The sequence below is a fragment of the Cupriavidus ulmosensis genome, from assembly GCF_977008105.1.
Map to the genome: position 1 here is coordinate 262,623 of NZ_CDRMWP010000002.1, position 14,470 is coordinate 277,092.

12 protein-coding genes are annotated in these 14,470 nt (G+C 68.6%); 11 read left to right on the top strand and 1 reads right to left on the bottom strand.

What is annotated here, in order from left to right; translation table 11 throughout:
* Positions 1-184: 184 nt before the first annotated feature.
* From ACWTPI_RS21130 to ppk2, 6 genes are all read left to right on the top strand, one after another.
* Complete coding sequence (locus tag ACWTPI_RS21130) at positions 185-520, top strand: NIPSNAP family protein (protein WP_020202756.1); 336 nt, start codon at positions 185-187, stop codon at positions 518-520.
* 12 nt (positions 521-532) lie between these two features.
* Positions 533-1,672: a mandelate racemase/muconate lactonizing enzyme family protein gene (locus ACWTPI_RS21135; RefSeq protein WP_454732619.1), complete on the top strand. Its 1,140-nt coding sequence runs from the start codon at positions 533-535 to the stop codon at positions 1,670-1,672.
* 15 nt (positions 1,673-1,687) lie between these two features.
* Positions 1,688-2,686: a hydroxyacid dehydrogenase gene (locus tag ACWTPI_RS21140; protein ID WP_454732620.1), complete on the top strand. Its 999-nt coding sequence runs from the start codon at positions 1,688-1,690 to the stop codon at positions 2,684-2,686.
* A complete protein-coding gene (locus tag ACWTPI_RS21145; protein ID WP_454732621.1) occupies positions 2,679-3,833 on the top strand; it encodes a mandelate racemase/muconate lactonizing enzyme family protein in 1,155 nt (384 codons plus the stop codon). The genes ACWTPI_RS21140 and ACWTPI_RS21145 overlap by 8 nt, the downstream gene beginning before the upstream one ends.
* Positions 3,834-3,905: 72 nt before the next feature.
* Positions 3,906-4,889 (top strand): Bug family tripartite tricarboxylate transporter substrate binding protein, encoded by a 984-nt coding sequence (locus ACWTPI_RS21150; RefSeq protein WP_454732622.1) that lies wholly within the window; start codon positions 3,906-3,908, stop codon positions 4,887-4,889.
* Positions 4,890-5,034: 145 nt separating this feature from the next.
* The gene (gene ppk2, locus ACWTPI_RS21155; protein WP_454732623.1) at positions 5,035-6,171 is read left to right on the top strand and encodes a polyphosphate kinase 2; all 1,137 of its coding nucleotides are present in this window, start codon (positions 5,035-5,037) and stop codon (positions 6,169-6,171) included.
* A gap of 33 nt (positions 6,172-6,204) precedes the next feature.
* On the opposite strand, the gene ACWTPI_RS21160 is transcribed toward ppk2, so the two are convergent.
* On the bottom strand, positions 6,205-6,957 hold the full coding sequence (locus tag ACWTPI_RS21160; RefSeq protein ID WP_454732624.1) for a carbonic anhydrase: 753 nt from the start codon (positions 6,955-6,957) through the stop codon (positions 6,205-6,207).
* 591 nt (positions 6,958-7,548) lie between these two features.
* Here ACWTPI_RS21160 and ACWTPI_RS21165 point away from each other — a divergent pair.
* The 5 genes from ACWTPI_RS21165 (at position 7,549) to ACWTPI_RS21185 (ending at position 14,396) form a co-directional block, all read left to right on the top strand.
* A complete protein-coding gene (locus ACWTPI_RS21165) occupies positions 7,549-8,118 on the top strand; it encodes a fimbrial protein (protein WP_020202763.1) in 570 nt (189 codons plus the stop codon).
* Between the two features lie 31 nt (positions 8,119-8,149).
* Positions 8,150-8,911 carry a fimbria/pilus periplasmic chaperone gene (locus ACWTPI_RS21170; protein WP_043366437.1) on the top strand — a complete coding sequence of 254 codons (762 nt, stop codon included), beginning with the start codon at positions 8,150-8,152 and terminating at the stop codon, positions 8,909-8,911.
* A 175-nt stretch (positions 8,912-9,086) separates the two neighbouring features.
* Positions 9,087-11,867: a fimbria/pilus outer membrane usher protein gene (locus ACWTPI_RS21175; protein ID WP_454732625.1), complete on the top strand. Its 2,781-nt coding sequence runs from the start codon at positions 9,087-9,089 to the stop codon at positions 11,865-11,867.
* Positions 11,868-11,891: 24 nt separating this feature from the next.
* Entirely contained in the window at positions 11,892-12,644 is a 753-nt protein-coding gene (locus ACWTPI_RS21180) for a fimbria/pilus periplasmic chaperone (RefSeq protein WP_454732626.1), read from the top strand.
* A gap of 63 nt (positions 12,645-12,707) precedes the next feature.
* Positions 12,708-14,396, top strand: coding sequence for a ShlB/FhaC/HecB family hemolysin secretion/activation protein (locus ACWTPI_RS21185; RefSeq protein WP_454732627.1), 1,689 nt, complete (start codon positions 12,708-12,710; stop codon positions 14,394-14,396).
* The last annotated feature ends 74 nt before the right edge of the window (positions 14,397-14,470 follow it).

Genomic DNA, 14,470 nt, shown 5'->3' on the forward strand with positions numbered 1-14,470 from the left:
TGCCGCGCCCGGACCGCCTCGTCTCAAGCAACCATCAACGGCCACATCAATGGCCATTTGACAGTTTCGTTTCCGTGTCTATACTAGCAGCACTGTAGTCCTATATAGGTTTATAGTTTAAATGGACTTCGCGCGGTACTGCCGGGAACCGCCAGGAACCGACGCGAAGACAAAGGAGACGACGATGATTGTGGAAGAGCGGGTCTACACCTGCCACTGCGGCAAGGCGCAGGCCTACGTGAGGATGTACGAGGCCGAGGGCCTCGCCATCCAGCGCCCCATCCTGGGCCACCTGCTGGGCTACTTCACCAGCGAGCTGGGCCCGCTCAACCAGGTGGTGCACCTGTGGGCCTACCAGGACCTCGAGGACCGCGCCGCCCGGCGCGCGCGCCTGCTGGCCGATCCCGCGTGGCAGGCCTACGCCGTCAAGGTGCAGCCGCTGGTGCTGACCCAGGAGAACAAGATCCTGGTGCCGGCCGCGTTTTCCCCCTGGGCCAGAGAGCCCGCCTACCTGTCCTGAAGCGAAGCGAACATGAAAATTACCGATGTCATCACGCACCAGCTGCTGGTGAACGTGGACGAGCCCTTCACCTCCTCGCGCGGCTGGTACTACAAGACCAAGGGCGCGCTGGTGGTGGAGATCGTGACCGACGAGGGCATCGTCGGCTGGGGCGACTGCTACGGGCCGGCGGCCGTGAACCGCGCCATCGTCGAGACCGTGCTGCGCGCCGCCGTGATCGGGCGCGACCCGTTCGATGTCGAGGTGATCTGGGAGGAGCTGTACAACAAGGTCAAGGACTACGGCATGACCGGGATGAACATCTCGGCCATCAGCGGCATCGACATCGCGCTGTGGGACATCATCGGCAAGGCCTGCGGCAAGCCCGTCCACAAGCTGATCGGCGGCGCCTTCCGCACCGAGCTGCAGGCCTATGCCACCGGCCTGTACTTCCGCGACATGAACCGCCTGGTGGAAGAGGCCGTGGAGGAAGCGCAGGGCTACGTGGAGCAGGGCTTCGGCGCGATCAAGATGAAGATCGGCCTGGGCTCGATCCACAAGGACCTGGAGCGCGTGGCCGCGGTGCGCGACGCCATCGGCCCCAAGGTGCAGTTGATGGTGGACGCCAACCACTGCTTCACGGTGCCGCAGGCCATCAACATCGGCCGCGAGCTGGAGAAGCTCGACGTGCACTGGTTCGAGGAGCCGATCTCGCCGGAAGACGTGGACGGCTACGTGGAGGTGTCGCGCCGGCTGGACATGGCGATCGCCGGCGGCGAGAACGAGTTCACCAAGTTCAGCTTCCGCCATCTGCTGGAAAAGCGCGCGATGGACATCGTGCAGCCGGATGTGTGCGCGGCCGGCGGCATCACCGAGTGCAAGAAGATCGCCACGCTGGCGCAGGCGCATTCGGTGCAGTGCGTGCCGCACGCATGGGGCACGGCCATCGGGCTGGCGGCCACCATGCATTTCCTGGCCTCGCTGCCCAACTGCCCGCCCTGCCTGGTGCCGGTGCATCCGATGCTGGAGTACGAGCAGACCTTCAACCCGTTCCGCGACGAGCTCAGCACCACGCCGCTCACGCACGCGCGCGGCATCGTCGCGGTGCCGACCGGGCCGGGGCTGGGCATCGAGATCGACCGCGAAGTCCTGCGCAAATATCGTGTCGCCTGAAGCGGGAGAACGCACATGACGCGACCTCTCATTCTCTGCACGCTGCCCATGCACGCATCCGGCGCCGCCCTGCTGGCGCCGGTGGCGGAGCTGGTGGTGGCGCCCGACACCGGCGCCGACACGCTGCGCCGCATGGTGCGCGACGCGGACTACCTGCTGGTGCGCAGCCACCTGCCCGCCGACCTGTTCGACGGCGCGCCCCGGCTCAAGGGCGTGGTGCGCAACGGCACCGGGCTCGACATGATTCCGGTCGATGCCGCCACCGTGCTCGGCATTCCCGTGGCCAACGTGCCCGGTGCCAACGCGCAGGCGGTGGCCGAATACTGCATCGGCGCCTTTCTCGCGCTGGCGCGGCGCTTCGGCATGATGGACGCGGCTTTGCGCGGCGCCGGCTGGGCCGAGGCGCGCGCGCTCAGCGCGCCGACCGTCGAACTGGCGGGCAAGACGGTCGGTATCGTCGGCCTGGGCAATATCGGCGGCAGGCTCGCGCGCATCTGCGCCGGGGCGTTCGGCATGACCGTGCTGGCCAGCCAGCCCGGCGAGGCCGGCCTGCCGGACTTCGTCTCGCGGGTCACGCTGGACGAACTGCTGCGGCGAAGCGATTTCGTCTCGTTGAACTGCCCGCTGACGCCGCAGACTCATCACCTGCTCGACGCGGCGCGGCTGCGCGCGATGAAGCCGGGCGCGTTCCTGGTCAACGCCGCGCGCGGCGAGGTCGTCGACGAGGATGCGCTGGTGCGGGCGCTGGGCGAAGGCTGGATCGCCGGCGCCGCGCTCGACGTGTTCGCGCGGCAGCCGCTGGCGCCCGCGCATCCGCTGCTGGCGCTCGACAACGTGATGCTCACCCCGCACGCGGCGTCGCTCACGCAAGAGAGTTCGGAGAAGATGAGCACGGGCGCGGCGCGCCAGCTGCTGCAGCTCATTGCCGGCGAGCGTCCCGAGTTCCTGGTCAACCCGCAGGTCTGGGACGGCCATGCCAGCCGCCGCCGGGCCGTGGAGGTGCAACGTGCCTGATACCCAATCGAGCCTGAAGATCGTCAGCGTGGAAGGGTTTGCCACTTCGTTCCCGGTCAGGCAGGGCGTGACGCTCGGCATCGGGCGCGCGGTCAAGCGCGACGCGCTGATCGTCAAGGTGATCACCGAAGGCGGGCTGGTGGGCTGGGGCGAATCGCACCACGGCCGCTGCCCCGGCGCGATCGCCCAGCTGATCAACACCACGCTGCGCCAACTGGTGACGGGCATGGAGGCGCACGATGTGGTCGGCGCGTGGGCGCGCATCTACGCGCGCCAGCTTGCCAGCCACGGCATGGGCACCGCGTGCGCGCTGGCCATGAGCGGCATCGACCAGGCGCTGTGGGACATCCGCGGCAAGGCGGTGGGCTGGCCGCTGTACAAGCTGCTGGGCGGCAGCCGCAAGCCGGTGCCGGCCTATGCCGGCGGCATTTCGCTCGGCTTCCAGCCGCCGGCGGCGCTGGTGGACGAGGTGGCGGCCCTGCGCGCGCAGGGCTACCGCGCGGTGAAGCTGCGCTTCGGCGACAGCGTGGCGCGCGACGTGGAGCGGCTGGAGGCGATCCGCCGGGCCTTCGGCGCGGAGCTGAAGATCATGGTGGACGCCAACACCGGCTACCGCCTCGACGACGTGCGCCGCGTGATGCCGGCGCTGGTGGCGATGGACGTGGCGTGGCTGGAGGAACCGTTCCCGCCGCAAGACTATCGCGACTACCGCCACGCCGCCGCGCTGGGCGGCGTGCCGCTGGCCGCCGGCGAGAACCACTACACGCGCTTCGAGTTCAACCGCCTGATCCGCGAGGAATCGGTGCAGGTATTGCAGCCCGACTTGTCCAAGACCGGCGGCATCACCGAAGGCCTGCGCATCGCGGCGATGGCATCGGGCGAGAAGCTCGCCATCCATCCGCACACGTCCGCCAGCGGGCTGAACATGGCGGCCAGCATCCACCTGCTGTCGGCCATCGAGAACCCCGGTTACTTCGAGGCCGACGTGGCTCGCGAAAACCTGTTCCGCGACCAGTTGACCACGCGGGCGGACCGGCTCGACGCGGATGGCAACGTCATGCCGGGCGAGGCGCCGGGGCTGGGCATCGAGGTGGACGAGGATTTCCTGCGCGCGCATCCGGTGATCGAGGGGCCGGCCTATGTGTAGGGGAGCGGGCTAGCCGCGCCGGATCGCCGCCGCGGCAATGCAGGACAACATAACTACAGACAGGAGACAGACATGTACATCAAGACGCTACTGGCGGCCGCGGCCGCCATCGCGCTGGCCGCGCCGCCGCTGGCCGCGGCGCAGGGCACGGCGCAGGATTTCCCGCGCAAGCCGATCCGCATCATCGTGCCCTACGTGGCCGGCGGCAGCACCGACCTGCTGGCGCGCCTGGTCGGGCAGAAGCTGACCGAGAAATGGGGCCAGCCGGTGGTGGTGGAGAACCGCCCGGGCGCCAACGGCATGGTCGGCATGGAATTCGTGGCCAAGGCGCCGCCGGACGGCTACACGCTCGGCATCGCCTCGCCCGGCACGCACGCGGCCAACGCCAGCCTCTACAAGAACGTGCCGTACGACACCGTGCGCGACTTCACGCCGGTCACGCTGGCGGTCAACGCGCCGATGCTGCTGGTGGCCAACCCGCAGCTCAAGGTCAAGAGCGTGCGCGAGCTGATCGCGCTGGCCAAGGCGCACCCGGACAGCATCAGCTACGCCTCGGGTGGCAGCGGCTCGTCCCAGCACCTGGCGATGGAGCAGTTCATGTACATGGCCGGCATCAAGATGGTCCACGTGCCTTACAAGGGCTCGTCCAATTCCTATACCGACCTGCTCGGCGGTCGCGTTTCGGTCGAGTTCGACGTGCTGCCCACGGCCACGCCGCACACCCGCAGCGGCAAGCTGCTCGCGCTGGCGACGGCGGCCGACAAGCCGCTGCCGCAGATGCCGGACGTGCCCACGGTGGCGTCGGCCGGCGTGCCGGGCTTCACGGCATCGTCGTGGTACGGCTTCGTCGGGCCGGCGGGCATGCCGAAGGACATCCTGGCCAAGCTCAACACCGAGATCGTGGCCGCGCTGCGCCAGCCGTCGTCGGTCGAGACGCTGGAGAAGGCCGGCCTGCAGGTGGTGGCCGGCACGCCCGAGCAGTTCGCCGCGCATATCAAGTCGGAGATGGACAAGGCCGCCAGGATCATCGCCGAGGCGCATATCCAGCCGGACTGAGCGCCGTTGGGGGCGGCTGATGATCTGCATCAAGAGCCGCCGGGCGGTGTTTGCGCATAATCAAACTCGCGATTCCCGATTCCCGCCGGAGTTGCTGCCGGGTTCCCGGGCATCGCGCTACCGCGCAACCCTTCCGATACCCGCTATGGCAGCACACGTACATAACATCGATTCGTCCCCCTCCGGCCAGCCCGATTCCGCCAACCCGCCAGCCGACGCGCGCCCGGTCGCCAAGGGCGACGTGATTCCGACCCGCACGCCGCGCTCGGCCGAGCGCAACACCGTCATCGACGCCGTGGACGCCGCCGCGCAACTGGCGGCCAGCAGCATGCAGGACATCCTCGCGCAGGCCACCGCCGAGGGCGAGGAAGGCATGCTCGGCGTGGTCAGGACGCTGATGGACGGCATGTCTCCCGACGAAGCCGCGCAACTGCGCAGCCTCATCCTCGAAGGCGATCCCGGCGCCTGGCAGGTGGGCAAGCGCAGGCATCCGGACCACGAGCTGTCGCCGGGCTGGCGCGAGGGCCTGTATCCGTACCAGAACCTGATGTCGCGGCGCAATTACGAGAAACAGAAATACCGGCTCCAGGTGGAATTCCTGAAGCTGCAGGCCTGGGTCAAGGAAACCGGCCAGCGCGTGGTGATCCTGTTCGAGGGGCGCGACGCGGCCGGCAAGGGCGGCGCCATCAAACGCTTCATGGAACACCTGAACCCGCGCGGCGCGCGCGTGGTGGCGCTGGAAAAGCCCACCGAATCCGAGCGCGGCCAGTGGTACTTCCAGCGCTACGTCCAGCACCTGCCCTCGGCCGGCGAGATCGTGCTGTTCGACCGCTCCTGGTACAACCGCGCCGGCGTGGAGCACGTGATGGGATTCTGCTCGCCGCAGGAATACCAGGATTTCCTGATGCAGGTGCCCGAGTTCGAGCGGCATCTGGTGCGCAGCGGCATCCACCTGTTCAAGTTCTGGTTCTCGGTCAGCCAGAAGGAGCAGCGCCGGCGCTTCCGCGAGCGCGAGATCCATCCGCTCAAGCAGTGGAAGCTCAGCCCGGTCGACGTCGCCTCGCTCGACAAGTGGGACGCCTACACGCGGGCGAAGGAAACGATGTTCGCGCGCACCGATACCGCCGATTCGCCGTGGACCGTGATCCGCTCCGACTGCAAGAAGCGGGCGCGCCTGAACGCGATGCGGCACGTGCTGCTGCGCTTTCCCTACGCCAACCGCGACGTCGAGGCGGTCGGCCCGACCGATCCGCTGATCGTCGGACGGGCGCTGGCGGGCTAGCCCGGCCCGCCCCTCGGCGGCGCGGGCTGTCGTTCAGTCCGTGCCGCCGGACCGTATCTCGCGTCCGTTAAGCGGCTGCGCGGGGCGCGCGTTCATTGGGTACAGCGCGCGGAACGCCGCCAGTTGCGCCGCGGAAATCTCCAGCGGCGTCCTGAACACGCGCCAGCGCACGCCTTCGCTGCACGGCGGCGTGGTCAGCGAACCCATGTAGGCGTAATAGCCGCGCGCGCCGGGCAGCAGCGCCGCCGGGTCGAGCGCGGCCAGCTTCCGCTTTTCTCCCTTATGGGCGGGCAGGCTGGCGAAGACCGGCTTCAGGGCCGCGTTCTCCTCGCCCAGCCTGAACAGCACCGCCACCACCGCAAGCCGGCCCTCGGCATCCCTGTGGACCAGATGCGCGGCCAGCGGATAGGCCTTGCCGTCGAACGTGGTTTCGCTGGGCGTATGGAAATGGAACTGTAGCAACTGGTAGGCCGCGCCGTCGATGCGCGCCGTGCCCGCGCCGCGCAGGTTCGCCTGGATGGTGTGGCCGTTGTTGACCAGTTCCGCCGTGCCGCCGCGGTACGCGAAGGCCATCGCCTCGCCGCCGTCCTCCTTCTCCTGCACGCCGCCCAGGTCCACCGGCGACTGCGCCGCGCCGCCGCGGCAGCCGGCAAAGCGTTTGTCGAGGTCCGCCCAGTGCTCGGCGCCGGTGCGCCCCGAGTAGCTCCAGTGCGCCTCGTGTCCGGCGAATGCCGCGGGAGCGGCAAGCAGCGCGCACAGCGCCGCGGCAAGCATCTCTGTCTTCATCCTGTTTCCCCTGGTTGTCTTTCCATGTCGGGCAGCGCGCCGGGCCGCGCTGCGAGCCCGAAGTCTGCCAACGCATGATGAATTTGGCGATGCGGCGGATAACTCGGAAGTTTCGATTTTTAACTGTGAATTTTCTGATCTAGATTTCCATTTTCTGCATATCTGCCTGTCGTCTCTTTTTGGGCGCGAGGACAACTGGCAGCAGTGAGACAGGACGACGTAAAGGTCGCATCGGCCGCGTGAAAGACAGACGTTTACGAAGCGCGTCTCAGAAGAATCGACGCGTTATGTCGTACGCGTCCTATGCATTCATTGGAATTAGTACCAATCAAAAAATGACGTTTCTCGATATCAAAGAGATGCTTCGTGGAATCTTCATGCGCGCCGGACAGTACATTTTCATTACCGGAGAGTGATGTGGTTGCCACCGCAGATCTCCCCGGAAATGAAGCGTCGAATGCCGAGATGCCAGACCGGGCATGGCCATTTTCCATGGCCGGCGAAGCGGTTCGGTTGCCACCGCGCGGTCATGAGAGCGATGCGGCGAAGACGGTCATAGCTCCACTCACCTCAACCTGAAAAGGTAATCACATGAAGCGCACAATCGTTGCATCCCTCGCCACCACCTGCGTGGCCCTGGCCGCCCTGACGCCGTCGCTGTCGCACGCGTTCGACGGCCAGATCGACTTCACCGGCAGCATCACGGACGTGAGCTGCACCATCAACGGCCATCAGCCGGGCGGTGGCAATCACACCCTGGTCGATCTGGGTACGATCAATCCGAACGTGTTTACCGGGCTGAATGCGCGCAGCACCGCCGTGCCGTTCAGCCTGGCGCTGGGCGGCGGCACGAACTGCATCGACGGCCGCAAGGCATTGGTCTCCTTCGATACGGGTTCGTCCAACATCGATCCCAACACAGGCAACCTGATCCTGGTGGGCACCGGCGCGGCCAAGGGCGTGCAGGTCGAGGTCAGCGACGCCGGCAACGGCGCGTCCGGCAAGATCCCGCTGAACGTGGCGCAGACCACGCCGCAGACGGCCACGATCTCGGGCAACACCGCCACGCTGACCTACAGCGCCGTGTACGTGCAGACGGCTGGCTCCATCACGCCGGGCGCCGCCAACACGTTCATCCGCTACACGATGGTCTACAACTGAGCCGGGTCAGGATCCTGATCCCGTGAACGCCATGACGTCGGTCGCACACCTGTCTTCCCGCCTCGCCGCAGCCGGCGTCATGGCGCTCTCCGCCCTCGCCGCGCCGGCGCAGGCGGCCATTGTCATCCAGGGGACCCGCGTAGTGTTCCCCGCGGACTCCCGCGAAGTCACGCTGCGCATCAACAATCCCAGCGCCGCGCCCGTGCTGGTGCAAAGCTGGGTCGACGACGGCCACGCGGACGTTCCGCCCGAGCAGGTGCGGGTGCCGTTCGTGCTCGCGCCGTCGGTTTCCCGCGTGGAGCCGAGCAAGGGCATGGTCTTGCGCATTTCCTACACGGGCGAGGCGCTGCCTGCGGACCGCGAGTCGCTGTTCTGGCTCAACGTGCTGGAAGTGCCTTCGAAACAGGAGGGCGCGGAGAACGTGCTGCAGTTCGCTTTCCGCAGCCGCATCAAGGTGTTCTTCCGGCCGGTCCAGCTCAAGGACGTGGACGCCGCCGCCGCCAGGCTCACCTGGAAGCTGGCCAGCGTGGACCGGACCGACGGCAAGTCCGGCAAGCAGCTTGCGGTGCAAGCGAGCAATCCCACGCCGTATTACGTTTCGTTCGGGTTCGTCGAAGCTACGCTGGACGGCAAGTCCGTGCTGGTGCCCGGCGGCATGGTCGCGCCGCTTGCCACGCAGACCATTGCCCTGCCCGATACCAAGCCTGGCAATCATGCCAAGGCGTCGGTCCGCTTCGAGGTCATCAACGACTATGGCGGCCGCTCGATAGAAGAGCGGACCCTGGCGAACTGAAGCTATCGCGCCCCGCTCCTTCCGCCGCTTGCGCAACATGGCGGACTCCCAATTCGAATCCAGGAAAGTCCCGTCGGCCATGTATTCTCCCCGTCCTGCCTACATCGTCCTTCCTCGCCGGCCCCAGCGGCCCCGCGCGGTGGCCGCTCCGCCGCCGTCGCGGCTCGAGCGTTTCGTGCCACGCCTGGTCAGCGCCGCGGCGGCGATCGCGATGTCGCCGACCGCATGGGCCGCGGCCACGATGGTGGGCCAGGGCGCGGGTCCGCGCCAGCCCGTGGACACCACCGCGCAGGTGGGCGAGCGGCTGGCGCGCGAGGAGCGCGCGGAGCGCGGCCAGGACCGCGGCGACGGCGATGCCGTCACCGATACGGCCGATACCGCGGCGCTTCAGCTTGCCGCCAGGCCGGTGCTGTTCGATTCCTACATGCTGGTGCAGGGCGGCGACGGTTTCGCCATCGACACCAGCCGCTTCGAGCGGCCCGACATCGTGGCGCCCGGCCGCTACCGCACGGAGCTGCTGGTCAACGGCCAATGGCGCGGCACCGAGGACATCGAGTTCAGACAGGTGCCCGGCAAGGAAAGCGCGCAGCCGTGCTACAGCCGCGAATTGCTGACGCGTGCCGGCGTGGACCTCGCCAAGGCGGCGCGCGGCCAGGATCCGCAGCACGTGCCGGACCCGGTGCCCGAAGGGGCGGTCTGCGACGAGATCTCGCGCTACATCCCCGGCGCCGAATTGAGCTACGACCAGGCCGAGCAGCGCGCCTACCTGACCGTGCCGCAATACTTCCTGCGGCTGACCGGGCTCACCAACTACGTCGACCCGCAGCAGTGGGACAGCGGCGTGCCCGCGCTGCTGCTGAACTACAACACCAACGTCTTCACCACCGAGAGCCAGGGGCACAACACCACCAACGGCTACGCGGGCGTGAACCTGGGCATGAACCTGGGGCCGGTGCGGGTGCGTCACAACGGCGCCGTGACGTGGTCGCCGCAGACCGGCACGCACTACCAGCGCGGTTTCATCTACGGCCAGACCGACGTGACCGCGCTGCGCTCGCAACTGCTCGTGGGCGAGAGCGCGACCAGCGGCGAGCTGTTCGATTCGGTGTCGTTCCGCGGCGCGTCGCTGTTCAGCGACGACCGCATGCTGCCCGAGGCGCAGCGCTATTACGCGCCGGTGGTGCGCGGCACCGCGGCTTCCAACGCCAAGGTTTCGGTCTACCAGCGCGGCTACCTGGTCTACGAGACTACCGTGGCGCCCGGCCCGTTCGAGATCGACGACCTGCAGGTGGCCAGCTATGGCGGCGACCTCAACGTTACCGTGACCGAGGCCAACGGGCAGGAGCGCACGTTCGTGGTGCCGTTCGCCACCACCGTGCAACTGCTGCGCCCCGGCTCCACGCGCTACAGCGTGACCGCCGGCCGCGCCAGCGATCTCTCGCTGCAAGGCAGCGGCAAGTACATCGTGCAGGGCACGGTGCAGCACGGCATCAACAACATGGTGACCGGCTACGGCGGCATGGCTTTCGCCACCAACTATATGTCCGGGCTGGTGGGCGCGGCGTTCAACACGCCGCTGGGCGGCTTCGGCGCCGACGTGACCTATGCCAGGACCGGGCTGGCGAACGGAGAAAGCAAGCGCGGCGCCAGCTTCCGGCTGTCGTACAGCAAGAACATCGCCAACAGCGGCACCAATTTCTCGCTGGCGGCCTACCGCTACTCCACCGGCGGTTATCTCGGCCTGCGCGACGCGCTGAGCCTGCACGACCTGATCGAGCGCGGCGTGCCGACCGACTCGTTCGCGCGCATGCGCGCGCGCATGGACGCCAACGTCAGCCAGCAGCTCGGCACCAGCGGCGGCAGTGTCTATCTCAACGGCTCCTCGCTGCAGTACTGGAACCAGCGCGGACAGGCGCTGAGCTTCACGCTCGGCTACAGCAACCAGTGGCGCGGCATCACCTACTCGGTGTCCGTGCAGCGCGTGCAGAACGTGTCGGCCGGCACCAGCGTGCCCTACACCGGCGGCGGCAGCTTCATGAGTCCCAGCGTCACGCCCAAGAGCACGCTGGTCAGTGTGAATCTCTCGATTCCGCTCGGCCGCGGCGGCTCCCGCACCACGCCGCTCATGAACACCTTCTTCACGCACGACAGCGACCGCGGCGCCCAGGTGTCCACCGGCGTGTCGGGCGCGCTCAACGAGCGTGGCACAGCGTCGTATTCGGTGTCCGGCACCTACGACAACAACCGCAACGCGACCTCGGGCAACGCCAGCATCAGCTACCGCGCCTCGCGTGCCACGGTGGGCGCGAGCATCGCGCAGGGGCAAGGCTACCGCCAGGCGTCGGCCAATGCCATGGGCGCGCTGGTCCTGCACCCGGGCGGCCTTTCGGCGGCCCAGACGCTGGGCGAGACCATCGGCGTGGTGAAGGCGCCCGATGCCACCGGCGCGACGGTCAATTCCGGCGGCGCCACCATCGACGGGCGCGGCTACGCGATCGTGCCGAGCCTCACGCCCTATCAGCTCAACAGCGTCGACCTCGATCCGAAGGGCATGGCCGACGACGTGGAACTGAAGACCACCTCGCGCAGCGTGGCGCCGCGCGCCGGCGCGGTGGTGATGCTTTCCTACGAGACGCGCCGCGCGCGCGCCGTGCTGATCGACAGCCGCATGCCCAGTGGCGAGCCGCTGCCGTTCGCCGCCAGCGTGATCGACACCGAGACCAACGCATCCGTGGGCGCGGTCGGCCAGGGCAGCCGCCTGGTGATCCGCAGCGAGAAGGACCACGGCACGATCCGCGTGGAATGGGGCAGCAAGCCGGACCAGCGCTGCGCCATCGACTACGCGCTGCCGGCGCGCGAAACCGGCGCTGGCAAGGGCTACGCAACGCTGGACCTCGAGTGCAGGCCGATTCCGGCCGGCGGCGCCGAGGGCGGCAAGGTCGCGGCACGGCAGTAGGCAGACAACGGACCCGGAGGCGCGATGAACACAGGAACGAAGACAGGCATACGGCGGTGGCGCGCGCTGGCGGTGCTGGTGGCGCTGTCGCTGCTGGCGCCGGGCTGGGCCGCGGCGGCGCTGTCGGTGGTGGGCACGCGCTTCATCTATCCCGCCGGCGCGAAGGAGTTGACCGTGCAGGTGGGCAACAAGGGCCGCAGCCCGATCCTGGTGCAGGCCTGGCTGGACCGCGGCGACCCCGATGCCGATCCCGCCAGGCTCAGCGTGCCGTTCGTGCTGGCGCCGCCGATGTTCCGGCTGGACCCCGAGCACAAGTCCGTGCTGCGTCTCAGGCATACCGGCGAGCCGCTGCCGGGGGACCGCGAATCGGTGTTCTGGCTCAACTTCCTCGAAGTGCCGACGCTGCCCGAGGACAGCCGCAACCTGCTGCGGCTGTCGTACCGTTCGCGCATGAAGCTGCTGTACCGGCCCGCCGGCCTGCCCGGCAGCGCCGACGAAGCGGTCTCGCGCGTGACGTGGCGCCTCGGCGGCGCGCCCGCGCCCGGCGACGCGGTACTGGAGGCGGACAACCCCACGCCGTATTACGTCTCGCTCGCGCAGATGACGGTCACGCGCGGCGCTGCCGCGGTGGAACTGGACGGCCAGACGCTGGCGCCGCTCGGCGTCACGCGCATCGCGCTGCCCGGCCTGAAGGGGAGCGGCGAAGCGCAGGTGCGCTACGAGGTGGCGAAGGACGGTGGGGAACTGGTCGGCGGGAGCGCGAGCGCCAGGCCCTAGGTCCGCCCGGATGGTCCGCGCGGCGCAGGTGAATCGACGATGGTCAATGTGAAAGCAAGACAAATGATTGGTATCCCGGGCCTGTGCGCATTCGGCGCGGCGCTGGCGCTGCCGGTGGCCGCGTGGGCGCAGGCGCCCGGTGCTCCAAACGCACCCAATATTCCCAACGCCGGGCAGACCATGCGCGACCTGGAAACGGTGCGCCCCGGCCTGCCGGCGCCATCGGACCTGGAACTGGATATGCCCCAGGCGCCGGCGCGCCCGGCCGCGCCCGCCGAGCCGGGCCTGCGCATGACGGTGCAGGGCTTTCGCATCACCGGCAACCAGGCGTTCGCGTCGGCGCAACTACTGGCGCTGCTGCGCGACCTGCACGGCAGCGAGCAGGACCTTGCCGGCCTGCGCGCCGCGGCCGACCGCGTCACCGCGTACTACCACGAACACGGCTACGTGCTGGCGCGCGCGTTCCTGCCGCGCCAGGACATCGAGGACGGCGTGGTCCTGATCGAAGTGATGGAGGGCCGCTACGGGCAGGTCGAATTGCAGAACCAGTCGCGCGTGCTCGACGGCGTGCTGCGCCAGCCGCTCGCGGCGCTCAGGGGCGGCGACGCCGTGCAGGCCGCCGCGCTGGAAAGCCGCCTGCTGCTGCTCAACGACCTGCCTGGCGTGCAGGTGCGCGGCACGCTGCGCCCCGGCGCCGAGCGCGGCGCCACCGACCTCGTGGTCGACGCGGCACCGCTGCCGCTGGTCAGCGGCAGCGTGGAGGCGGACAACTACGGCGGCTACTACACCGGCGAATACCGCCTCGGTGGCAGCGTCTATCTCAACAGCCCGCTGCGGCTCGGCGACCAGTTGAGCCTGCGCGTGCTGGGCAGCGACAAGCGGCAGCGCTACTACCGCGCCGGCTACCAGGTGCCGTTCGGCCCGTGGCTCACGCGCGCGGGCGTGGCGTACTCCGAGATGCGCTACCACCTGGCGCGGGACTTCGCGGTGCTGGATGCGCACGGCAAGGCCGGCATCCGCAGCGCCTTCATCACCCAGCCGCTGCTGCGCGGCCGCGCGTTCAACGTGAACGCGCAACTGCAATACGACGACAAGCGGCTGCGCGACGACATGGACCTGTTCGAGGTGACCAACCCCAAGCGCGTCGAATCATGGACGCTGGGCGTGAACGCCAACAACCAGGACGGGTTGTTCGGCGGCGGGCAGAGCATGGTGTCGGTGAGCGTCAGCCGCGGGCGGCTGCGCCTGGACGATCCCTACACGAGTTACGTGGACGGCTTCACCGCCCACGCCGCCGGCCGCTTCAGCAAGCTGAGCCTGAACGCCGCGCGGCTGCAGCGGCTGAGCCAGCGCTTCCAGCTTTATGGCCAGTTCAACGCGCAATGGGCCTCGGGCAATCTCGACGGCTCCGAGAAATTCGGCATGGGCGGGCCCTACGGTGTGCGCGGCTACGCGCTCGGCGCGGGCACCGGCGACCAGGGCTGGCAGGCCAGCCTGGAGCTGCGCTACATGCCCTTTGCCGGCTGGCAGTTCAGCGCCTTCGTCGACCGCAGCGAGGTCGACATCAACCGCCATCCCTGGTCCATCGGGAACAACCAGCGCCGGCTGACCGCCGCTGGAGTCGGTGCCGGCTGGACCGGCGACGGGCATCAGGTCAGCGTGGCGCTCGCGTGGCCGGTGGGCCAGCGCGACGAAAGCGGCGGGCCGGTGCGCAGCCCGCGGATCTGGGTGCAGGGGGCGCAGTACTTTTGAGCGGCGGATGTCCGCCGCGCGGCATCGATGTCGTACCCATGCTGCCGGGCAGATGGCAGTGTCTGACAAACAAG

What these genes read in the sequence shown, in the direction of transcription:
- ACWTPI_RS21130 (WP_020202756.1), top strand. Translation starts at nt 185, where the DNA reads ATGATTGTGGAAGAGCGGGTCTACACCTGCCACTGCGGCAAGGCGCAG.
- ACWTPI_RS21135 (WP_454732619.1), top strand. Translation starts at nt 533, where the DNA reads ATGAAAATTACCGATGTCATCACGCACCAGCTGCTGGTGAACGTGGAC.
- ACWTPI_RS21140 (WP_454732620.1), top strand. Translation starts at nt 1,688, where the DNA reads ATGACGCGACCTCTCATTCTCTGCACGCTGCCCATGCACGCATCCGGC.
- ACWTPI_RS21150 (WP_454732622.1), top strand. Translation starts at nt 3,906, where the DNA reads ATGTACATCAAGACGCTACTGGCGGCCGCGGCCGCCATCGCGCTGGCC.
- ppk2 (WP_454732623.1), top strand. Translation starts at nt 5,035, where the DNA reads ATGGCAGCACACGTACATAACATCGATTCGTCCCCCTCCGGCCAGCCC.
- ACWTPI_RS21160 (WP_454732624.1), bottom strand. Translation starts at nt 6,957, where the DNA reads ATGAAGACAGAGATGCTTGCCGCGGCGCTGTGCGCGCTGCTTGCCGCT.
- ACWTPI_RS21165 (WP_020202763.1), top strand. Translation starts at nt 7,549, where the DNA reads ATGAAGCGCACAATCGTTGCATCCCTCGCCACCACCTGCGTGGCCCTG.
- ACWTPI_RS21170 (WP_043366437.1), top strand. Translation starts at nt 8,150, where the DNA reads ATGACGTCGGTCGCACACCTGTCTTCCCGCCTCGCCGCAGCCGGCGTC.
- ACWTPI_RS21180 (WP_454732626.1), top strand. Translation starts at nt 11,892, where the DNA reads ATGAACACAGGAACGAAGACAGGCATACGGCGGTGGCGCGCGCTGGCG.
- ACWTPI_RS21185 (WP_454732627.1), top strand. Translation starts at nt 12,708, where the DNA reads ATGATTGGTATCCCGGGCCTGTGCGCATTCGGCGCGGCGCTGGCGCTG.